This is a genomic window from Arthrobacter sp. Y3223151 (assembly GCF_059091125.1).
Genome location: NZ_JBNHGI010000010.1, coordinates 111,345 through 133,120, shown reverse-complemented (window position 1 = coordinate 133,120; position 21,776 = coordinate 111,345). Strand labels below are relative to the sequence as shown.

General features: G+C 69.8%; 17 protein-coding genes. 10 read left to right on the top strand and 7 right to left on the bottom strand.

Features of this window, described 5'->3' with window-relative positions:
* On the top strand, positions 1–862 hold an 862-nt coding region (locus AC5RUP_RS13810), incomplete at its 5' end, for a TIGR01906 family membrane protein (protein ID WP_494158662.1).
* A 21-nt stretch (positions 863–883) separates the two neighbouring features.
* Here the strand turns inward: AC5RUP_RS13810 and AC5RUP_RS13805 are convergent.
* Positions 884–2,695: an AMP-dependent synthetase/ligase gene (locus tag AC5RUP_RS13805; protein WP_494158661.1), complete on the bottom strand. Its 1,812-nt coding sequence runs from the start codon at positions 2,693–2,695 to the stop codon at positions 884–886.
* Between the two features lie 49 nt (positions 2,696–2,744).
* Positions 2,745–4,385: a dolichyl-phosphate-mannose--protein mannosyltransferase gene (locus AC5RUP_RS13800; protein ID WP_494158660.1), complete on the bottom strand. Its 1,641-nt coding sequence runs from the start codon at positions 4,383–4,385 to the stop codon at positions 2,745–2,747.
* Positions 4,386–4,534: 149 nt separating this feature from the next.
* Here AC5RUP_RS13800 and rsmI point away from each other — a divergent pair, with 149 nt between their 5' ends.
* Positions 4,535–5,419, top strand: coding sequence for a 16S rRNA (cytidine(1402)-2'-O)-methyltransferase (rsmI, locus tag AC5RUP_RS13795; RefSeq protein WP_494155050.1), 885 nt, complete (start codon positions 4,535–4,537; stop codon positions 5,417–5,419).
* 220 nt (positions 5,420–5,639) lie between these two features.
* A complete protein-coding gene (locus AC5RUP_RS13790; RefSeq protein ID WP_494068188.1) occupies positions 5,640–7,121 on the top strand; it encodes an NAD-dependent succinate-semialdehyde dehydrogenase in 1,482 nt (493 codons plus the stop codon).
* Here AC5RUP_RS13790 and AC5RUP_RS13785 read toward each other — a convergent pair.
* The 3 genes from AC5RUP_RS13785 to AC5RUP_RS13775 are packed head-to-tail and all read right to left on the bottom strand — an operon-like array spanning position 7,109 to position 11,918.
* The gene (locus AC5RUP_RS13785) at positions 7,109–9,487 is read right to left on the bottom strand and encodes a transglutaminase TgpA family protein (RefSeq protein ID WP_494158659.1); all 2,379 of its coding nucleotides are present in this window, start codon (positions 9,485–9,487) and stop codon (positions 7,109–7,111) included. The genes AC5RUP_RS13790 and AC5RUP_RS13785 overlap by 13 nt on opposite strands.
* Positions 9,484–10,857 carry a DUF58 domain-containing protein gene (locus AC5RUP_RS13780; protein WP_494158658.1) on the bottom strand — a complete coding sequence of 458 codons (1,374 nt, stop codon included), beginning with the start codon at positions 10,855–10,857 and terminating at the stop codon, positions 9,484–9,486. The genes AC5RUP_RS13785 and AC5RUP_RS13780 overlap by 4 nt, the downstream gene beginning before the upstream one ends.
* Positions 10,858–10,862: 5 nt before the next feature.
* A complete protein-coding gene (locus AC5RUP_RS13775) occupies positions 10,863–11,918 on the bottom strand; it encodes an AAA family ATPase (RefSeq protein WP_494154629.1) in 1,056 nt (351 codons plus the stop codon).
* A gap of 148 nt (positions 11,919–12,066) precedes the next feature.
* Between AC5RUP_RS13775 and AC5RUP_RS13770 the strand changes: the two genes are divergently transcribed.
* The 5 genes from AC5RUP_RS13770 to AC5RUP_RS13750 all read left to right on the top strand — a co-directional run bounded on the left by AC5RUP_RS13770 (position 12,067) and on the right by AC5RUP_RS13750 (position 18,352).
* Entirely contained in the window at positions 12,067–13,020 is a 954-nt protein-coding gene (locus AC5RUP_RS13770) for a TatD family hydrolase (RefSeq protein WP_494154630.1), read from the top strand.
* Between the two features lie 329 nt (positions 13,021–13,349).
* Positions 13,350–14,462 (top strand): resuscitation-promoting factor, encoded by a 1,113-nt coding sequence (locus AC5RUP_RS13765; protein ID WP_494068183.1) that lies wholly within the window; start codon positions 13,350–13,352, stop codon positions 14,460–14,462.
* Between the two features lie 114 nt (positions 14,463–14,576).
* Complete coding sequence (rsmA, locus tag AC5RUP_RS13760) at positions 14,577–15,497, top strand: 16S rRNA (adenine(1518)-N(6)/adenine(1519)-N(6))-dimethyltransferase RsmA (protein ID WP_494133401.1); 921 nt, start codon at positions 14,577–14,579, stop codon at positions 15,495–15,497.
* Positions 15,498–15,515: 18 nt separating this feature from the next.
* Positions 15,516–16,451 carry a 4-(cytidine 5'-diphospho)-2-C-methyl-D-erythritol kinase gene (locus tag AC5RUP_RS13755; protein WP_494068181.1) on the top strand — a complete coding sequence of 312 codons (936 nt, stop codon included), beginning with the start codon at positions 15,516–15,518 and terminating at the stop codon, positions 16,449–16,451.
* A gap of 68 nt (positions 16,452–16,519) precedes the next feature.
* Positions 16,520–18,352 carry an ABC-F family ATP-binding cassette domain-containing protein gene (locus AC5RUP_RS13750; RefSeq protein ID WP_494158657.1) on the top strand — a complete coding sequence of 611 codons (1,833 nt, stop codon included), beginning with the start codon at positions 16,520–16,522 and terminating at the stop codon, positions 18,350–18,352.
* 9 nt (positions 18,353–18,361) lie between these two features.
* On the opposite strand, the gene AC5RUP_RS13745 is transcribed toward AC5RUP_RS13750, so the two are convergent.
* On the bottom strand, positions 18,362–18,853 hold the full coding sequence (locus tag AC5RUP_RS13745) for a MarR family winged helix-turn-helix transcriptional regulator (RefSeq protein WP_494068179.1): 492 nt from the start codon (positions 18,851–18,853) through the stop codon (positions 18,362–18,364).
* A 124-nt stretch (positions 18,854–18,977) separates the two neighbouring features.
* On the opposite strand from AC5RUP_RS13745, the gene AC5RUP_RS13740 reads away from it, so the two are divergent.
* Positions 18,978–19,553 (top strand): NADPH-dependent FMN reductase, encoded by a 576-nt coding sequence (locus AC5RUP_RS13740; RefSeq protein ID WP_493978714.1) that lies wholly within the window; start codon positions 18,978–18,980, stop codon positions 19,551–19,553.
* A 166-nt stretch (positions 19,554–19,719) separates the two neighbouring features.
* A complete protein-coding gene (gene zapE / locus AC5RUP_RS13735; protein WP_494158656.1) occupies positions 19,720–20,868 on the top strand; it encodes a cell division protein ZapE in 1,149 nt (382 codons plus the stop codon).
* Here the strand turns inward: zapE and AC5RUP_RS13730 are convergent.
* Complete coding sequence (locus AC5RUP_RS13730) at positions 20,788–21,762, bottom strand: DMT family transporter (RefSeq protein WP_494158655.1); 975 nt, start codon at positions 21,760–21,762, stop codon at positions 20,788–20,790. The genes zapE and AC5RUP_RS13730 overlap by 81 nt on opposite strands.
* Positions 21,763–21,776 lie beyond the last annotated feature (14 nt).

Sequence of the window (21,776 nt, the reverse complement as noted above, 5' to 3'; positions counted from 1 at the left end):
GCCGCCCGCCGGAACGGCCGCGGCCGCCGCCGGCAGCGACGCCAACCCGGCGACCGGCGCGCTCTCGGTACGCCCGCCGCGTTCGGAGGTCGTCCGGCGCACGACCGAGCGCGACGAGGCAATGAACGCCAAGCCGCTGGCCGGACGAATCCTGCAGGTGGTCCTGGCGGTGTTGTTCCCGCCGCTGCTGATCATCGGGGCTATCCGGCTGGTGGCCACGCCGCTGTTCCTCTGGGCGGAATACCACCGCCCCGGGTTCCCGGCCGACAGCTTCGGCTTCAGCACCGAGGAGCGGATGACCTACGGCTCCTATGCGGTGGACTACCTGCTGAATTTCGCCGGCCCGCGATACCTGGGGGACCTCGCCGGCCCCCACGGCGGCAGCCTGTTTTTGGACTCCGAGGTCAGCCACATGGCCGACGTGAAGGGCGTGTTCCTCGCGTCCATGCTCGCCGGGGCGGTCATGCTGCTGCTGACCGTAGTCGCGGTGGTCTACCTGGCGCGCCGCTACCACGGGGGGATCCGGCGCGGCCTGTTCGCCGGTTCCGCCGCGACGTTGATCCTGGTCCTGCTGCTGGGCGTCCTGGGGGCGCTCAACTGGCAGCAGTTCTTCACCGAGTTCCACCGGATCTTCTTCGCCGACGGCACCTGGACCTTCTTCGTGGACGACACCCTGATCCGCCTGTTCCCGGCCCAGTTCTGGATGGACGCCGGAATCGTCATTGCCCTGCTGGTGCTGATGGTCTCCTCGCTGGTGCTGGCGCTGACCTGGCCGACCCGCGCGCGGCGGAACCGGAGCGCCGCTGCCGCCGAAGAACAGCGCCGCCGGCACGAACTGCTGCTCGCCCGCGAGCAGGACTAGGCGGCGGCTGCCGGCCAGGGCCTAGCGGTACAGGGAATCGATCTCGGCGGCGAAGTCTTCCAGCACGGTGACGCGCTTGAGCTTCAGTGACGGCGTCAGGTGCCCGGAGGCCTCGGTGAGCTCCTGTCCGAGGACCGCGAACTTCCGGATCTGCTCGGCCCGCGAAACCAGCTGGTTGGCCTGGTCCACGGCCTGCTGCAGCTCGGCCAGGACCGCCGGGTCTTCGGCGGCCTCGGCCAGGCCGACCGGACCGCGGCCGGCCGACGCAAGCCAGCCGGCCAGGCCCTCTTCGTCCAGGGACACCAACGCCCCGACGAACGGGCGTCCCTCGCCGACCACCACCGCCTGGGACACCAGCCGGTGTTCGCGCAGCGCGTCCTCCAGCGGACCCGGAGCGACATTCTTGCCGCCTGCCGTTACCAGCAGCTCCTTTTTCCTGCCGGTGATGGTGAGGTAGCCGTCGTCGTCCAACGTGCCGACGTCCCCCGTGCACAAGAAGCCGTCCCGGAAGTACTCGGCGTTGGCGTCGTCGTTGTTGTGGTAGCCGCGGGTGATGCCGATGCCCTTGATCAGGACCTCGCCGTCGTCGGCGATTCTGACGGTGGTGCCCGGCAGCGGCAGTCCCACGGTGCCGATCCGGTTGGCCCCGGGCAGGTTCACCGCTGCAGGGGCAGTGGATTCGGTGAGCCCGTAGCCTTCGAGCACCGGCACGCCGATGCCGGTGAAGAAGTGAGCGAGCTTTGGATTCAGGGCGGAAGCGCCGGAGACGGTGTACTCCACGTGCCCGCCGAACGCCGCGCGCAGCTTTCCGTAGACGAGCCTGTCGAACACGGCATGCCGGGCCTTGAGCGCCAGCCCGGGCCCGGCACCGGTGCCGCGTGCCTGCGCATCCCGTGCCCGGGAGTAGGCGACGGCTGTCTGCGCCGCGGCGTCGAAGATCCTGCCCTTGCCGCCGTCGTGTGCCTTCTGCCGGGCGGAGGCGTAGACCTTTTCGAACACGCGCGGAACCACCAGCAGGAAGGTGGGCTGGTAGGTGCCCAGGTCCTCGATCAACTCCGCCATGCTGGACGTGTGGCCCATCTTCACTCCGGCGGTCAGGCAGATCACCTGCACGGCCCGGGCCAGCACGTGGGCCAGCGGCAGGAACATCAGCGACTTCGCGTCCGGGCGCTTGAGGATGTCCGCCAGGAACTCCACGGTGTTGACCGCCAGTTCCGCGAAGTTGCCATGCGTGATGATGCAGCCGCGCGGCCGGCCGGTGGTGCCCGAGGTGTAGACCAGCGAGGCCGCGTCCTGCATGCCCCGGGAGGTCCGGCGCAGCTCAAGTTCCTCGTCGGTGACCGCGGTTCCGCGGGCCTCCAGCTCAGCCAGCCCCTCGGCCTTCCCGTCCAGCTGCCAGACCGGAAGCGCGGCCGGCAGCCCGGACATGGCCTGTCGCACCACGGCGGCCTTGGCGGCGTCCTCGGCGAATACCAGCTTCGCCGCCGAGTCCTGCAGGATCCACTGCACCTGGTGCGGGGACGAGGTCTCGTAGATCGGGACCACCACCGCGCCGGCGAACCAGCCGGCCAAGTCCACCACCGTCCACTCGAACCGGGTCTTGGACATCACGGCAATGGTGTCTCCGGCTTCGACGCCGGAGGCCATCAGGCCCTTCGCCACGGCGCTGACCCGGGCCAGGAGTTCGGCGGCCGGAACATCGGACCAGGCGCCGTTGCGCTTGACCGCATAGAGCGCCCGCTGCGGGTCGCGCTGATGCTGGGCCACCAGGATGTCCGTCAGGTTCGACCCGGCCGGCATCGCTGCCAGCACTTCGGTTACTGCTTCGCGCACGTCGTGCCCACTTTCTGAATCCGGTAAAAGTCGTGTTGTCTGGCCTGCATCAAATCCAACTCGGCATCCACATCCGCCAGCGCCACTGGTCGTAGCCGATCATCTCGGCGGTCCAGACCGGCAGGAAGAATGCCGACACCGCGAGTGCCGCCGCCACGAAGAGCCCGACCACCAGCACGCCTTGGCGCCGGCGCCACGGCGGATCCGTCGCCCGGCCCAGCGCCAGCCCGAGTACGTAGGTCAGGGCCAGGATGAGGAACGGCTGGAAGGAGATCGCGTAGAAGAAGAACGTGGTCCGGTCGGGGTAGAGGAACCAGGGCAGGTAGCCGGCCGCGACCCCCGCCAGAATCGCGCCCGCCCGCCAGTCCCGCCGCCCGGCCCAATAGAAGAGCAGCACCAGCAGCGACGCGGCCGCGGCCCACCAGATGAGCGGGTTGCCGACCACCGTGACCGCCTGGGAGCAGCGGGTGGCCGCCTCGCAGGCGCCCTGGCCGGCTTCTTCGGCATGATAGTAGAACGACGTCGGGCGGCCCATGAACAACCAGGTCCAGGCATTGGATTCGTACGGGTGCTCCGAATCCAGGCCGTTGTGGAAGGTGTAGGCGCTGCGGTGATACTCGGCCAGCGAGCGCAGCCAGTCCGGCAGCCAGCCCCAGGCAGCGGACGGGTTCGACGCCGCCCAGTTGCGGTCGTAGGCATCGTCCGAGCGCAGCCAGCCGGTCCAGGCCGCCAGATAGGTCACCGCCGCGGCCGGAATCATGGTGAAGAACGCCGGCACCCCGTCCCTGATCACGCCGGCGGAAAACCACTCCCTGATCCCCGCGGCGCGCCGGGCGCCGAGGTCCCAGAACACGCACAGCAGGCCAAACACCGCGACGAACGCCAGCGCCGACCACTTGGTGCCCACGGCCAGCCCGAGGCAGACGCCCGCGGCCAGCCGCCACGGCCGCCAGAGCACCCAGGGCCCGTACAGCAGCCGCGAAGCGTGCGGCACCCCGGAGGGACCCGCCTGCCGGGCGATCTTCGCGGCCAGCCGGCGCCGTCCGTCGAAGCGGTCCAGCAGCAGCGCGCCGAAGGCGGCGACCACCCAGAACATGAGGAAGACGTCCAGCAAGGCCGTCCGGGAGTGGACCAGGTGATGCCCGTCGATGGCCGTCAGCAAACCGGCGACCCCGCCCAGTGCCGGCGACTTGAACAGCGCCTGCGCGATCAGGGCGATCATCAGGATGGACAGCGTGCCGGCGAGCGCGGCGCCGAAACGCCAGCCGAAACCGTTGTCGGATCCGAAAAGCCACATGCCGGCGGCGATCATCCACTTGCCCACGGGCGGATGCACCACATATTCAGGGGTGTCGAGGAGGACGTCCGGATTGCCCGCGTTGAAGGAGTCGTTGGCGTCCTTGGGCCATTCGCGTTCGTAGCCGGACTGCAGGTAGGAGTAGGCGTCCTTGACGTAGTAGGTTTCGTCGAACACCAGCGAACCCGGCTCACCCAGGCGGTAGAAACGCAAAGCCCCGCCGAGGACGGCCGTGAGCACGGGGAGCAGCCACGCCCAGGGCCCGTACCGTGCCGGAAGGCCGAGCAGCCGGCGGCGCAGCACCGCCTCGCTGAACGCCCGTCCCGGCGATTCCAGCCAGCCGTGGCGGCCGGCAACCGCCGCCGGCGGTGGTGCGGTTCGGGTCACGGCCATCATGTTACCGGCCGGTAGGTGCAGGGGTGCGCGGCGCCACGGGCCGGGACGTCGGCTGCCGAACGGCGGTCCTCGCTGCAGTGGGGCACATACCGACTCTATATAAGGCGCCGCTGAAAGAGGGCAACGCCGCAGGTAGGGTTGTCCATGTGAATGAGCAGGAACGGGGCGCCCCGGCAGGGCGGCAGCCAGGGCAGATCGTGTTGGCCGGAACGCCGATCGGCAACGTCGGGGACGCCTCGCCGCGGCTGGTCGAGCTGCTCCAAACGGCGGATGTAGTCGCCGCCGAAGACACCCGCCGCCTGCACAAACTGCTGCAGTTGCTGGGTATCACGGCCACCGGCCGGATCATCAGCTACCACGAACACAACGAGGCGACCCGTACCGCCGACCTGCTGGAGCTGGTCCGTGCCGGCAGCACCCTGGTGATGGTGACCGACGCCGGCATGCCGGCCGTCTCGGATCCCGGTTTCCGGCTGGTGGAGGCGGCCGTGGCCGAGGGCCTGCTGGTCACTGCCGTGCCCGGGCCGTCGGCCGTGCTCACGGCGCTGGCGCTGTCCGGCTTGCCCACCGACCGCTTCACCTTCGAGGGCTTCCTGCCCCGCAAGCAGGGGGAGCGCGCATCGCGGCTGGCGGAGCTCGCCGCCGAGCGCCGGACCATGGTCTTCTTCGAGGCGCCGCACCGGCTGGCGGCCATGCTGCGGGCCCTCGACGCCGGGTTTGGCCCGGACCGGCGGGCGTCGGTCTGCCGGGAGCTGACCAAGCTGCATGAAGAAGTGCTGCGCGGTACGGTCCGCGAACTGCTGGAGTGGGCCGAAACCCATGAGGTGCGGGGCGAAATCGCCGTGGTCGTTGCCGGCGCGCCGGAAGCAGCACCCGAACAGCCCGAAGACCACGTGGACGGCGTCAACGCGCTGGTGTCGCAGGGTGCCCGGCTCAAGGACGCGGTGGCCGCCGTCGCGGCCGATGCCCGGGTGAGCAAACGCGAGCTCTACGCCGCGGTCCTGGCCACCCGTGCCCCCGGCGGGCGCTGAACTCCAAGCGGAGCCGGTGCGGCCGGCGGTCCTGGATGTCGTCATCTGCACGCTGTGTGACCCGCACCCGGCCCCCGGATTGGTATTGTCGATCTGCACAGTAGGGACCGTGGAACGTAGTGCACCCTCGCATTTACACCCGTGAAGCGGAACACCTACCGTGAAGGAAAACGGGCAACTGCGCCCACGGACTCAATCCCGAACACTTGGAGGCACCGCCATGGCTGAAACCGCAGCCCGCGAAGCAGAACTGCTCGCCAAAGTACCCACCGGCCTGCTGATCAACGGCGAATGGCGCGACGCATCCGACGGCGGGACCTTCGACGTCCACGACCCCGCCACCGGCAAGGTGCTGGCCACCCTGGCCTCGGCCACCAGCGAGGACGCGCTCGCCGCCCTCGACGCCGCCGACAGCGCGCAGGCAGCCTGGGCCCGCACGGCTCCGCGCCAGCGCGCCGAGATCCTGCGCCGCGCCTTCGAGCTGGTCACCGAGCGCTCGGAGGATTTCGCCCTGCTGATGACCATGGAGATGGGCAAGCCGCTGGCCGAATCCCGCGGCGAAGTGGCCTACGGCGCCGAATTCCTGCGCTGGTTCTCGGAGGAGGCCGTCCGCGACTACGGCCGCTACCTGACCACGCCGGAGGGCAAGAACAAGATCCTGGTCCAGCGCAAGCCGGTCGGCCCCTGCCTGTTGATCACCCCGTGGAACTTCCCGCTCGCCATGGCCACCCGCAAGGTCGGTCCCGCGGTGGCGGCCGGCTGCACCATGGTGCTCAAGCCCGCCAAGCTCACCCCGCTGACCAGCCAGCTCTTCGCCCAGACCATGATGGAGGCCGGCCTCCCGGCAGGCGTGCTGAATGTGGTCTCCTCCAAAAGCGCTTCCGGCATCTCCGGGCCGCTGATGCAGGACTCCCGCCTGCGCAAGGTTTCCTTCACCGGCTCCACCCCGGTGGGCAAGCAGCTGCTCAAGGACGCGGCGGACAACGTCCTGCGGACCTCGATGGAGCTCGGCGGGAACGCCCCGTTCATCGTCTTCGAAGACGCCGACCTGGATAAGGCCGTCGAGGGCGCCATGGCGGCCAAGATGCGCAACATGGGCGAGGCCTGCACGGCCGCCAACCGCTTCCTGGTCCAGGCCTCCGTGGCCGAGGAATTCACCACCAAGTTTGCGAACGCCATGAAGGCCCTCAAGCCGGGCCGCGGCACCGAGGCGGACACCACGGTGGGCCCGCTGATCGACGGCGGCGCGCGCGACGACGTGCATGCCCTGGTGACCGCGGCGGTGGAAGCCGGAGCGTCCGTCAGCACCGGCGGCGGGCCCGTGGAAGGCGACGGCTACTTCTACCAGCCGACCGTGCTGTCCAACGTCCCGAACGACGCCGATATCCTGCAGAGCGAAATCTTCGGCCCGGTCGCCCCGGTGACCACGTTCGAAACCGAAGAGCAGGCCATCGCCCTGGCCAACGCCACCGAGTACGGCCTGGCCTCCTACATCTACTCGCGCGATGTGAACCGCATGTTCCGCGTCTCCGAGCAGATCGAGTTCGGCCTGGTGGGCTACAACGCCGGCGTGATCTCCAACGCCGCCGCGCCGTTCGGCGGAGTGAAGCAGTCCGGCATGGGCCGTGAAGGCGGCGCGGAGGGCCTGGACGAGTACACCACGGTCCAGTACATCGGCATCGCGGACCCCTACGCCCGGTAGTTCCGATCCGTCGGCCGGCCGTCCCCCAGGGGCGGCCGGCGGCGGAACAGCGACGCCGGCCACAACAGCCCGGCCAGGCGCCGCCGCCATCCGGCCCGCTCCAGGAGCCTGTCCTTGACGGTTTCCACATCGGACCACCGGGCGGTGCCGGCGCCGCCCGGCCGCGGTGTCTCCGGAGCCGCATACGCGGCCCGCTCATAGCCCGCCCGCAGCCGCGCCAGGGCGACGGAGGACTTCCCGGTGACCACGCCGGCGTCGTCGAGGCGTTGCTGGAAGGCCCGCGGTGTCTCCGTTGCCGCGGCCGCCCAGCCGAGGTCTTCCGCGGTATCCACGGCTTCCGCCCAGGTGGCGAGGGCGGCACTCCCGGCACCCCCGGCCATCGCTGCCCGGCGCCAGCCGGTCCGCCGTCGGCGCAGCACCAGCGGCGCCAGGAGGACGGCCAGCACCAGGGCCGCGGCCGCCGCCGACCACAGCCGTTGCGAGAGCATGTCTTCGTCCGCCAGGCCGGCGGAGCCTGAGGCAGTGGAATCCCGGGGGGTGTCGGTGGCGGCCGGCGGCGGCCCCGCCGGCCTGAGCGGGTCGTCGTTGGGAAGCACCGGGCCGCCGGCGGGTCCGGTCTGGGCGTAGGCCGGCAACACTCCCCGCGACGGCGTGGGCTCGAAGGCGACCCAGCCGATTCCGTTGAAGAAGAGCTCGGGCCAGGAATGGGCGTCCCGGGAATCGATCTCGAACTCCTCCAGCTCCGTGCCGGCACCGTCGTCAAGGACCGCACCGGTGGGACGCCCCGGCGCGTAGCCGACCGCCATCCGGCTGGGGATGCCCGCGATCCTGGCCATGATCGCCATCGTCGCGGCGTAGTGGATGCAGTAGCCGGACTTTTCCTCCAAGAACGCTGCCACTACCTCGAAACCGCTCTGGTCGTAGCCGCCGTCGACCGGAGCCTGTTCCGAGTACACGAAGCCGGACGTCCGCAGATACGACTGGATGGCCATGGCCTGCTCGTACGGATTCTCCAGGCCCGCCAGCACGGTCGCCGTGGTGTCTGCAATGACGCCCGGCATGCTCTCCGGCAGCTCGGAGAAGACCGGATCAACGACCGGGTTGGTCGACGGTTCCGATGCGCGCAGCGCTTCCCTGGTCAGCGCCGGCCTGACGCTGCGCACCTCGTACTCCTGGTTGGCGGTGGTGGTGCCGGACTCGCCGCGGATGTTGAGGGTGCGGGGATCCCAGCTCCACGTACCGCGGACGCCCGTGACCCGCGCCGGAGCGTACGGGGCCAGCAGCCAGGGGCTGGTGAAGGATGACGTACTGATCCGCGTGGTGGTCACCTCTCCGTCAGCCAGCAGGTTCCGCACGCTCGGCACCTCGAGTTCATCGATGCCGGTGCGGCGGTGGCCGTCGAAGTCGCTCGGGCTCCAGCGTGCCCCGGTCAGGTTCTCCAGCGTGACCGAGCGCAGATAGAGCGGTTCCCCGGCATCCGTGGCATAGGTCATCCTCCCGAAGGCGCCGGGCCGCCGAAGGTTGTCGCCCAGGCTCACCACCGGGTTCAGGCCCGTCGGCGCGCCCCAATTGAGCCGCGAGCCCTCCGGGAACAATCCGGACGTGAAGCCCGGGATGGCCAGCGGGAGCACCAGCGACACCGCGAGACCGGCCGCAGCTATGCCGCAGGCGCGGCGGATCTGCTCGACGGAGGCCAGCCGGCCCCTGCCGCTGCCGCCGGCGGCAAGCCACTGCGCGCAGCCCAGCACCAGCAGGTAACCCGCCGCGGCGGCCAGAAAACCCGCCGCTCCGATACTGTTCGGTTTGATGATGGCCGGAACTATGGCCAGGCCCAGCAGGCCCAGGCCGCTGATGGCAGGCATCTGCAGCGGCACCGCCAGCGTATCCACCAGCAGGGCGATCAGCCCCACACCCACGCAGGCTGCCAGCGCGATGCCGTCGTTGACCAGCACCGGAGCGACCTGCGAGACAACGGTGTCCCGGGCTTCCTCCAACATGGGATCAAGGGCAGCGAACGTGCCGGGGCCGGGGATCACGCCCAGGAAAGCGGTCGGCGCCAGGAACATCGCCGTGACCGACATGACCAGTCCGGCCAGTCCCAGCAGTGCCCCGGCCAGCGGCGACCAGTCCAGCCGGCGTGCCAGCCCCGTGCCCGCCTCGGTGCAACAGACAGTCACGGCGGCTTGGAACAGCCAACTCCAGCCCTCCAGGACCCCGTGCAGGCTGGCGGCGGTGAGCAGGACGGCGAGTGCGACGGCGGCGCTCATCAACCATGGTGCGACGCCGGGGGAGGGCGGCCGCCCGCCGCTCCGGCCGGGTGCATCCGGGCCGCGGAGTTCCGCCTGCTTGTCGACCGTGAGGGTCATGTGACCGCTCCTGTTCCCACCGGATCGATCCGGTCGACCAGGTCGAAGTGCGCCCAGGCGGCCGGCAGCGAGGCCTTGGGGCTGACCGCCACGGCCCGCCAGCCGCCGGCACGCAGCACGTCCATCGTCGCCCGGGCCTGTTGCGGCCGGTCGGTCACGATCAGGGCGAAGGCATGGGAGCCGAATTCGGCGGCCGGGGCCAGCAGGCGCGCTTCGCCGGCGCTGATCTGGCCCAGGACCGCGACCAGCGGCCCCTTGTACTTATGTGCCGCAAGTTTGTCCATCAGCCGGTCCCCGAACGCCGGTTCTCCCGGATGCCGGTCGGACTTCCGGTGGTCTTCGGCCAGCCCCAGCGCGGCCAGCCCCTCGGCAAGGTCCTGATAGCCCGCCGGCCCGTCGAATTGCTCTTGGCCGGGCGACGGGGCCGAGGGGGACTCCAGGACTGCCGCCCGGGCCTGGACGTCCAGGAACCGGACCGTGTAGTTGCGCTGCAGGAAGTCGTTGGCGGCCGAGGCGACGGCAGTCACGGCCCACTCGAAGGAGGGCGAGGTGTGCAGCAGGTCCCCGTGCGGGTCGGCGCCATCGCCGAAGGAGGGCAGCAGCCCCGTGCCGTAGGCCGAGGCCCGGCGGTCCAGCACGATGGTCGCCTGCGGCGTGGTCACCGATTCTTCCTGGCGGACCATGAGCTCACCGTGACGTGCCGTCGCCGCCCAGTGGACCCGGCGCATCGGATCGCCGTAGCGGTATTCGCGGGTCATCACGTCGTCGTCGCTGGGATTGGCCTGCCGCCGGGTGCTGGCCGTGCCGTCCGAACCCCGTGCGCCGGTCAGCGAGGTGGCCGGCAGTTCCACGGGGGACGGGGTCACCACCAACGGGCTGGTTTCGCCCAGCTGGTGCCGGTGGTTGGCCAGCCCGAAGGGGTCGGAGAAATCCGCCGTCACCGGTCCGATGGCGAACATCCCGCGCTTGCTGGATCGGAGCTTGTATTCGTACACGCTCGCCCCGGAACGGGACGGGTGCCGCGCCGGGAACCGGAAGGACGGGGCCTTGCCGAAGCGCAGCGGCAGCTGCTCTTCCATGTACACCAGCCCCGCCAGGCCGCCGCTGCGGCGCACCGACAACCGGACCTGGACCACGAGGCCGGTTTCGACGGCGGCGGGCCGGAACTTCCGCTCCACGGTGAACTGCGGCTTGAGGAGCACCATCGCCGCCGCGGCCAGCAGCGGCAGGCCGATCAGGAACACCGCCAGGGTCAGCAGGTCCCGGCGGCCCAGGATCTGCGCGAGCAGCAGTGCCAGCACGCCGGCCGCCAGCACGCCCCACCCGCGCAGCGTCACATACCTGGTGGGGAGCCAGCCGAACGTGTCCATGGCCGTTAGGAAGAGGCGCGGCGGGATTCGCCGCCCACGGGAACCTTGGCCAGCACGGAGGCCACCACGCTGGAGGCGTCTTCGCCGGCCGTCATCGCCTTGCGGTCAAGGATCAAACGATGCGCCAGCACTGCCTCGGCAACGGAGGCCACGTCGTCGGGCAGGACGAAGTCGCGGCCGTCCAGGGCCGCCGTCGCCTTGGCCGCACGCAGCAGCTGGAGCATGGCCCGCGGGCTGGCTCCCAGCCGCAGGTGCGGGTGTTCGCGGGTGGCCCGCCCGATGTTGACCGTGTATTCCTTCACGGCCGGCGAGACGTAGACATCGCGGACCATGGCCATCATGCTGCGCACGTCGCCCACCGTGACGACCGGGCGGACGCCCTCCAGCGGCGAGACGGACTGGTGGGTCTCCAGCATTTCCATTTCGGCGCGGGGATCCGGGTAGCCCATCGAGATCCGGGCCATGAAACGGTCGCGCTGGGCCTCCGGCAGCGGGTAGGTGCCCTCCATCTCGATCGGATTCTGGGTGGCGATCACCATGAAAGGCGTATCCAACGGATAGGTGTTCCCGTCCACCGTGACCTGGTGTTCCTCCATGCACTCGAGCAACGCCGACTGCGTCTTGGCCGAGGCGCGGTTGATCTCGTCGCCGATGACGATGTTCGCGAACACCGGTCCGGGGCGGAATTCGAACCGGTGCATGTCCTGGTTGTAGATCGAAACACCGGTGACGTCGGAGGGCAGCAGGTCCGGCGTGAACTGGATCCGGTGCACGCTGCAGTCGATGGTCTTGGCCAGCGTCTTCGCCAGCATGGTCTTGCCGACGCCGGGCACATCCTCCAGCAGCAGGTGCCCCTGGGCCAACAGCACCGTCAGCGCCAGCCGTGCCGCCTCCGACTTGCCGTCGATGACGGTCTCGATCGCGGCCCTGATCCGGCCGCAGGCGTCGTGGAACTCGGTCAGCGCGAGGCCCTCACCGGCCTCCAGGCCCTGACCTGTCCCCGGCCCCGCTGGATCGGAGCGGACGGTCCCGGCCTCTGCCATGTGCTGCTGCGTATCCATGAAGTACCTTCCGGTGTGCCTTCCCCGAGGGCCGGTTGATCCAACCCTACTTGCTGGCTGTGTGATGCGGTAGACACGCGGACCCGGCCCGGCCGGCCCGCCTGTCTTCACGCCGGAACCGCACCCGGCGCTTCAGTAGGCTGGAAACATGTCCAATCCCGCAGCCGCCGTTGCCGGCGAAACTCCTCCCGCCTACACCGCTGACAGCACCGCAGCCCGGACGACGGCGGAGCGGAGCCCCACCGAGGGGGACGGCCGGCGTCGTAATCTCAGCTATCCGCCGGCACCCGAGCCGCTGCCCGTGCCGGTGATCGACAACCACACGCACCTGGACTTCCGCGACGGACTGGTGGCTGTCACGGCCCGGGAGGCGATGGACGCCGCCGAGGCGGTCGGCGTTGCCGGTGCCGTCCAAGTGGGCTGCGACCTGGAGTCCGCCCGCTTCACGCTGCAGGCCGTCCAGGCCGAGCCGAGGCTGCTGGGAGCGGTGGCCATCCACCCCAACGACGCGCCCCCGCTGGCCGACGCGGGGACGCTGGAGGAGGCCCTGGCGGAGATCGAGGCGATAGCCGCGCACCCGCGAATCCGGGCGATCGGGGAGACCGGACTGGATTACTACCGGACCGGCAGCGGAGGCCGGGGCGCCCAGCAGGACTCGTTCCGCCGCCACATCGACATTGCCAAGCGGCTGGGCCTCGCCCTGCAGATCCATGACCGGGACGCGCACGACGACGTGGTGCGCGTGCTGCTCGAGGAGGGCGCTCCCGAAAAAGTTGTCTTCCACTGCTTTTCCGGTGACGCGGCCCTGGCCAGGACCTGCAACGAGAACGGCTGGCACATGTCCTTCGCCGGAACCGTCACCTTCAGGAACGCCGCCGGCCTGCGTGAGGCCCTGGCGGTCGCGGAACCGGCCCTGGTGCTGGCCGAGACCGACGCACCGTTCCTGACACCGCATCCCTACCGGGGACGGCCGAATGCCAGCTACCTGGTGCCCTACACCATGCGCGCCATGGCCGAGGTCCTCGGGAAGGACCTGGCGCAGTTATGCACGGAGGTGGCGGAAAACACGGGGCGTGTTTACGGCTCCTGGCAGCACGAATAACACGCGGGTAACTGTCCCGGCCAGCCCCGACAACGGGCATGCCGGGATGCCCGGACGGGGAAGCGACGCTCCCTGCCCGGTGCCGCCGGCTGCAGGCGCCGCTTGTCGCCATGTCACGTTTCGATTACGGTAGGTAGCTAATGGCCGGGGTCGGGGAAGGCAACCGGACATTGTGACACCTGTGGCGGTAGCCGTTGGACGTTCCGTTCGTACGCCCAAACAACCGCCGCGGGTGCTGCCTGCACTCGCACCGTGCCGTTGAAGCCGGCACGTCCCTCGCGCGTGTCTTGATGTCCCCGTGCCCGGAAACTGCAACAGATTCGGGAACCGTGACAAACGCACTGAAGAACCGCTGGGTGAAGATCGCCGGCCAGGTCGTCGTCATGACCGCCTTGGTCCTTGGGCTGGTGGCTTTTGTGGGCAACAACAAGTCGGTCACGCTGACCGTGGACGGGCAGGCGAGCACCGTCACCACGTTCGGTTCCACCGTTGCAGACGTCCTGGCCGAATCCGAGGTGCAGGTCGGCGAGCTCGACGACGTCACCCCTGCGGTGGGCGAAGAGATCACCGACGGTGCCAGCATCGAAGTGGTCACCGCCAAACCCGTGGACGTGAACGTGGACGGCGAGGCCTCCACCGTGCACACCACCGCCGCCACCGTCGAGGAACTGCTGGACGAACTGGAAGTCAACGAAAAGTCGGCCCTGTCCGCCCCGTTGACTGCCGAGCTGGCCTCGGTGGGCGCGGTGACGATCTCGACGCCGAAGAACGTCACCATCGCGGTCGACGGCAAGACCCGCAAGGAAATCACCACCGCGACCACCATCGGCGACCTGCTGCAGGAACAGAAGATCAAGCTGGGCAAGGAAGACAAGCTGTCCGTTGCCGAGGCCGAGCCGGTGACCGAAGGCACCAAGGTCAAAGTGACCCGGATCGACCGCGAACGTGTGGAGGAGGCCGAGTCCGTCCCGTTCGAGACGGCCACCACGACCAACTCCGCCATGTACGAGGACGAAGAGAAGGTCACCCGGGCCGGGGAGCCCGGCGAACGCGTCAAGGTCTACGAGGTCGTCCTCACCGACGGCAAGGAAACCGACCGGAAGCTCGTCAGCGAAAAGGTCACCCGCGAACCGGTCAGCCAGAAGATCACGGTGGGCACCAAGAAACGCCCGGCCAAGGTCAACAACGCCAACGTCGGCGGGACCTGGCAGGCGCTCGCCGAATGCGAGTCCGGCGGCAACTGGTCCATCAACACCGGCAACGGCTACTCCGGCGGACTGCAGTTCAGCGCAAGCTCCTGGCTCGGCGCCGGCGGCGGCAAGTACGCGCCCTACGCCTACATGGCCACGCCCTCCGAGCAGATCGCTACCGCCGAAGTGCTACGCAGCAACGGCGGCTGGGGCCACTGGCCTGCTTGTGCCGCCAAGCTGGGACTGCTGTAGGCATCCCGCCTGCCATCCACCGGCCTCGGGCCCGGGCTTCGCTGCCCGGGCCCGAGGTGCGTTAACCGGGCGGCGCCGCCACGGCCGCGGCCGCCGGCCCGATACGATGGCACAGTGACAGAACCCCAATCCGCCTCCGGTACCGACGCACGGCACGACGCCGGGGGAGCCGCGCCCGCCCCCACCCGGCCCTTGCTCGGAGCGGCCGACATCCGCCGGCTCGCGGCCGAACTGGACGTGCGTCCCACCAAGACCCTCGGGCAAAACTTCGTGATCGACGGCAACACCATCCGCCGGATCGTGGCTGCCGCCCATGTTGTCCCCGGCGAGACAGTCCTGGAGGTCGGGCCCGGCCTGGGGTCGCTCACGCTCGGGCTGCTGGACGCGGCCGGGCACGTGGTCGCCGTCGAAATCGATCCCAAACTCGCCGCCCGCTTGGAACGCACAGCGGCCGAATGGCGTCCCGATGCCGCCGGGCGCCTGGACGTGGTGCTGGCGGACGCGCTGCGGGTCAGGGAACTGCCCAAGGCCCCGGATGCGCTGGTCGCCAACCTGCCCTATAACGTGGCCGTGCCGGTGGTGCTGCACCTGCTGGAGCACTTCCCGTCGCTGCGGCACGGACTGGTCATGGTGCAGGACGAGGTGGCCGACCGGCTCGCGGCCAAGCCCGGCTCCAAGATCTACGGTGTGCCCAGCGTCAAGGCCGCGTGGTACGGCACCATGCGCAAGGCAGGGGTGATCGGCATGAACGTGTTCTGGCCCGCACCCAAGATCGCTTCCGGGCTGGTGGAGTTCACCCGCGGGCAGCCGCCGGTTACCCGCGCCCCGCGCCAGGAAGTGTTTGCCGTCATCGACGCGGCGTTCGCGCAGCGCCGCAAGACGCTGCGCGCCGCGCTGGCCGGCTGGGCCGGCAGCGCCGCCCGGGCCGAGGAAGCGCTGCGGCTGGCGAACGTGGACCCCGGCGCCCGCGGAGAGGTGCTGGACATTGCCGCCTTTGCCCGCATCGCCGAGTTCAACCATCCGCTTGTCGGCTAGGAAGGTGGCGGCATCGATATGAGCAGAACACGTCCCGTCCGCGTCATGGCGCCCGGAAAGATCAACGTCTCCTTCCGGGTCGGCGGCCCGCGTCCGGACGGCTACCACTCGGTGGCCAGCGTCTATCTGGCGCTCTCGTTGTATGAGGAGGTCACCGCTACAGCGCGTGAGGATGATGCCATCACGGTCAGCGTGCGCAACGGGCCCGGGCTGGACTTCGATCTGGACGGCATCCCGCTGGATGCTTCCAACCTGGCGGTGCAGGCCGCCGACCTGCTCCGCGAAACCTCCGGACACCTGCAGGGCGTGCACCTGGACATCACCAAACGGGTGCCGATTGCCGGCGGCATGGGCGGCGGCTCCGCCGACGCGGCCGCGGCCCTGGTGGCCTGCAGCGCGCTCTGGAACACCGGCTACTCCCGGGACGAGCTGATCGGCCTGGCCGCCGGGCTCGGCGCGGACGTGCCGTTTGCGCTGCACGGCGGAGTGGCCGTCGGCCTGGGGGTCGGCGACCGGCTGACGCCGGCGTTGGCGCGCAGCGAAATGCACTGGGTCCTGGTGCCCGCCTCGTTCGGTTTGTCCACGCCCAAGGTTTACGCCGTGGCCGACGACCTGCGCGCCCGCCGCGGCCACGTCCCGGACGAGCCCGAGCAGGTGGACCCGGCGATCCTGCAGGCAATGCAGTCCGGCGACGTCCACCAGCTGGCCGGCTGCCTGCATAACGACCTGCAGGAGGCCGCCATCGAGCTGGCCCCCGAACTGGCCGATATCCTAGAACTGGGCGAGGCCGAAGGCGCGCTGGCGGGCTTGGTCTCCGGGTCCGGGCCCACGGTAGCCTTCCTGACCGCCGGACGGCGCGAGGCGGCCGAACTGGGGCAGCGGCTCGCGGATGTCGCCGGCGTGGTTGCCCTGCCGGTCCGCGGACCGGTGCACGGCGCCCGCATCATGGCCTGACCGCCCGGCCCCGCCCCTGGAACGCGGCGGCGCGTCCGCCTCTACCAACGCAACAGAAAGCAGCATCCTTGGTCCACCTGCTCGGCGCAGAGAACGTCAGCGTCTCCTTTGCCACCCGCACCATCCTGGACTCGGTGTCCCTCGGCCTGAACGAAGGGGACCGGATCGGCATGGTCGGGCGCAATGGCGACGGCAAGTCCACCCTGATGCGGCTGCTGGCGCACCGCGCCACGCCCGACGACGGCCGGGTCACCAAGCGCGGCGACGTCAACGTGGGCTACCTGGACCAGCAGGATGTGCTGGACGGAGACCTGCCGGTCGGCGTGGCGATTGTCGGCGAAGCGGCCGAGCACGAGTGGGCCTCCAACCCGCAGATCCGCGAAATCATGAACGGCCTCGTCGGCGACGTCGACTGGCACGCGACGGTGTCGTCCTTGTCCGGCGGGCAGCGCCGCCGGGTCGCCCTCGCCAAGCTGCTGATCGAGCCCCATGACGTGATCATGCTCGACGAGCCGACCAACCACCTCGACGTCGAGGGGGTCGCCTGGCTGGCCCGGCACCTGCAGACGCGGTGGCGCCCCACCGAGGGGGCCTTCCTGGTGGTCACCCACGACCGCTGGTTCCTGGACGAAGTGTGTACCCGCACCTGGGAGGTCCACGACGGCACCGTCGACCCGTTCGACGGCGGGTACGCCGCCTACGTGCTGGCCCGTGCGGAACGCGACCGGACGGCCGCCGTCGTCGAAGGCAAGCGGCAGCAGTTGGTGAAAAAGGAGCTCGCCTGGCTGCGCCGCGGTGCCCCCGCCAGGACCGCGAAGCCGAAGTTCCGGATCGAAGCGGCCAACGAGCTGATCGCGGACGTGCCCGAGCCCCGGGACGCGGTGGCCCTGAACAAGATGGCCACCGCCCGGCTCGGCAAGGACGTGCTGGACCTCGAGCAGGTTTCCTACACCCCGCCGCCGCGGCCCACGGACGGCGACGGCGGGCCCGCCGCGCTGTTCGACAACATCACGCTGCGGCTGGCACCGGGGGAACGGCTCGGCCTGGTCGGCGTCAACGGGGCGGGCAAGACCACCCTGCTGCGGCTGCTGAACGGCGAGATCCAGCCCACGGCCGGCAAGGTCAAGCGCGGCAAGACGGTGCAGACGGCCATGCTCACGCAGGAAGTCCGCGAACTCGACGATGTCGTGGACCTGCGCGTGGTGGAGGTGATCCAGCGCGAACGCCAGGTCTTCAACATCGGCGGGCGCGAGGTTTCCGCCAGCCAGCTGGTGGAACAGCTCGGCTTTTCCAAGGAGAAGCAGTGGACGCCGGTCCGCGATTTGTCCGGCGGGGAACGGCGGCGGCTGCAGCTGCTGCGGCTGCTGGTCGGGGAGCCGAACGTGCTGATGCTGGACGAGCCCACCAACGACCTGGATACGGACACGCTGGCGGCCGTGGAGGACGTGCTCGACGGCTGGCCGGGCACGCTGGTGGTCGTCTCGCACGACCGCTACCTGCTGGAACGGGTGACCGACCACCAGGTGGCGCTGCTGGGCGACGGCAAGCTCCGCGGGCTGCCCGGGGGAGTGGACCAGTACCTCGAGCTCCGCGAAGCGGCGCTCGCCGGCAGGCCCGCGCCGTCCCCGGGCGGCGCAGGCGCCGCCGCACCATCCGCCGGCGCCGTGCACAGTGAAGCCGACAAGCGTCAGGCCAAGAAGGACCTCAACCGGATCGAGCGCCAACTGGGCAAACTGGGCCAGCAGGAGGACAAGCTCAAGGAGCAGATGCACAAGGCAGGTGCCAAGGCCGACGTCGACTTCGCCGGGCTCGCGGAGCTGAACCGCAAGCTGCAGGAAATCGCCGAGGAGAAGGAAGGCCTGGAGATGGAGTGGCTGGAGGTCTCCGAGATCCTGGAGTGATCCCTCGGCTCAGGACGACCTGCCGCTGTTCCCCCAGAGGCCCGCGTCGCGGATGGACTGCTGGATCTTGCTGGTTGCCGAGAGCAGCGCCTCGCGCTCCGCGGCCGAGAGCGGATCGAAGACGTTCTCGCGCACGAAGCTGACGTGGCCGGGGGCGGCCTGCCGGATGGCATCCCAGCCGGCGTCGGTCATCGAGATGTTGAAACCCCGCGCATCCGTGGCACAAGCCACCCGCTCCACCAGTCCGCGGGCTTCCATCCGCTTGAGCAGGTGGGACAGCCGGCTGCGCTCCCAGTCCAATTGCTGCGCGATGTCCCGGGCCCGCATGACGCCCTCGTCCGCCTCCGACAGGGACGCCAGGACCGAATACTCCACGCCGGACAGGTCGGAGTCGCGCAGCAGCTGGCGGTCCATGGCGGACTCGAAGCCCCAGAGCAATTCCCGGAAGGCGCGCCAGATCTCTTGCTCGTGATCGTCCAGCCAGCGGGTGTCGGAGTTCACGACTGTCACTTCCTCGTCTTTGGTTGACAATTCAAGTTTCCGCCCTGCATAATTGACGTGTCAACAAAACCATGACGTGTCAACAATGTTGGCACGTCGGGACCAGACCTCGAAGGGGTTATTTATGACCAAGATCGCTATCGTTACCGGCAGCACCCGTCCGGGTCGTGTCAACAAGCAGGTTGCCGATTGGGTTCTCGCCCAGGCCGCCGGCCGCACCGACGCCGAGTTCGAGGTCGTCGACATCGCCGACTTCAACCTGCCCCTGCTGGACGAAGCTTACCCGGCTGCCTACCAGAACTACCAGAACGACCACACCAAGGCGTTCTCGGCCAAGATCAGCGAGTTCGACGGCTTCATCTTCGTCACCGGCGAGTACAACCACACCGTTACGCCGGCCCTGACCAACGCCCTGTCCTACCTGAACGTCGAGTTCAACAACAAGGCCGCCGGCATCGTTTCCTACGGTTCCATGGGTGGCGCCCGTGCCGCCGAGCACCTGCGCAACATCCTGTCTGAACTGCAGATCGCCCACGTGCGCAACCAGGTCATGTTCTCGCTGTTCACCGATTTCGAGAACTTCGCCGACTTCAAGCCGACCGAGCAGAACGCCGGCACCCTGGCTCCGATGATCGACCAGCTCATCCCGTGGACCAAGGCCATGGAGTCCGTCCGCGCCGCTGCTGTCGCCGCCAACTAACCTGCAGCCCCGGCGGCATCGCGCCGCTTGACGCTCCTCATCGCAGGGCGCTCCGGTCTTCCCGTCAGGGAAGCCGGGGCGCCCTGCGCCGTTAAGGCGGGGACGGCCGGAACGGTGGCACCGGCGGGTAGGGTTTCGTTGGTACCGGGAGAGGGAGGGACACGTCGTGGACGCAGGAAACGCTGCGGCCGGCCTGCGGGGGAGGACCCACAGCCGCCGCCGGATGCTCGACCATCTTGAGCAGGCCGCCTCGGCAGCAGGCTTCCGCCTCGACGAAGACCAGCACCAGGCCGCCCGCCTGCTCGCCGAAGCCGTCGCGCCGCTCCGCGCCGGCCTGCCCGCGTTGCCGGGCTCGCGCCGCGGGCTGTACCTCTGGGGTCCCGTCGGGCGGGGCAAGAGCTGGTTGGCCCGGGCATTCTTCGAGGCCGTCGACGTGCCGGACAAGCAGCGCTGGCACTTCCACGACCTGTTCCGACAACTGCACGCCCTCCGCCGGGACGCGCAGGACCCGGAGGCCAGGCCGCCGGGCACCAGCGCCATCGAGGTGGCCATCGACGGCTTGCTGCGCGGCTGCGCCCTGCTGGTCCTGGATGAATTCCACGTCCACGATCCGGGGGACGGCCAGTTGCTGGCCCGGCTGCTGCGCGAGATCCACCGCCGCGGCATAGTGCTGGTCACCACCTCGAACTATCCGCCCGAGCGGTTGATGCCCGGCGAGGCCTTCCATGAGCTGTTCGAGCCCACCATCGCCCTGATCCGCCGCACCATGCACGTTGCCTCCGTCGCCGGGCCGGTCGACTACCGCACGCAGCCCGCCGGTCGGGCCGACGCCCGGTTCGACGACGGCGGTGCCCGCCCCGGCCGGTTCGACGACGGCGCCATGGTCGTTGCCCCGGATGGTCCCGGGGACCCGCGGATTGCCGAGGCAGGTCTTGACTGGCCGTCCGCGGCAGAAGCGCGCGAACTGCGGCCGGGGAGCTGGCCGCTGCCGGTCCTTCGGAGCACGCCGGCCGAATTGTGGTTCGATTTCCGCGACCTGTGCGAAGGCCCCACGGCCGCCTCCGACTATCTGGGCCTGCTGGCGCATGCCGCCCACTGGATTATTTCCGGTGTGCCGGCCCGGGAAGCGATCAGCATGAACGGCTGGCAGCGCTTCAGCAATATCGTGGACATCCTCTATGACGCCGACGTGCCGTTGACGGTCATCAGCGCGGAGCCGCTTGACCTGGCCCCCTCAGCCAGCCCGTCCGCCGTCGACATCTCCCGCATTGCCAGCCGGTTGGGCACGCTCGGCCGGGTGGGTGCCGAGCCCTGACTGCCTTTCCCGCCGGTCGCGCCGGCGGGACAGCGCTACGCCCAGCAGGCACACCCCGCCGCCGATGACGGCCAGCACGGTGGGCGTCTCGCTCAGGAACAGCCATCCCAACACGATGGTGACCGGAGGAACAAGGTAGGACGAAACGCTCAGTTGCCCGGCCGGCATCCGGGCCAGGGCATAGGCCCAGGTGCTGAAGGCCAGGGCCGTGGGCACCAAGCCCAGATACACCACGCCCAGGGTCGCTTCGGCCGGAGCGCTGCGCAGGTCCGCCAGGAGGTCACCGGCAAACGGCAGCGACGAGAGTGCACCGATGCTGCAGGCCAACCAGGTGACCTGCCCGGCGGGCACGCTGCCCAGGGCAGGCTTCTGGAGCAGCACCCCGGCGGAGTACGTCACCGCCGCTGCCAGCGCCCAGAGCAGCCCGACGCCGCCGGCGGCACCGCCACCGGTGCCGAAGCCGATCATGACGACTCCCGAGAAGGCGACGCCGGCGCCGATGGCCAGCCACCGGGGGATGCCTTCGCCCAGGAACAGTCCGGCGCCCAACGCCGTGAGCACGGGTGCGAGATTGACGATCATGGCGGTGGTGCCGCCGTCGAGCGTTTGCTCCGCGGTGTTGAGGGCGAAGTTGTAGACGCCGAACCACAGCAGGCCGCAGCCGACGATCAGCAACCACGCCCGGCGGCCCGGCCTCACCCACGGCCGCCCGACCAACAGCAGCGCCAGCGCGGCCGAGCCGATGGCGAGACGCATCAGGCTGAGCGGCCCGGGCCCGAAATGCGGCAGCACGCCGCGGATCACGACGAAGGCGCTGGCCCACGCCAGGACCGTCACGATGATGGCCGCAAGGACCGAAAGCGGGACGGCGGCGATCCGCGGGACGTGTGTCATGGTCGCAACGCTAA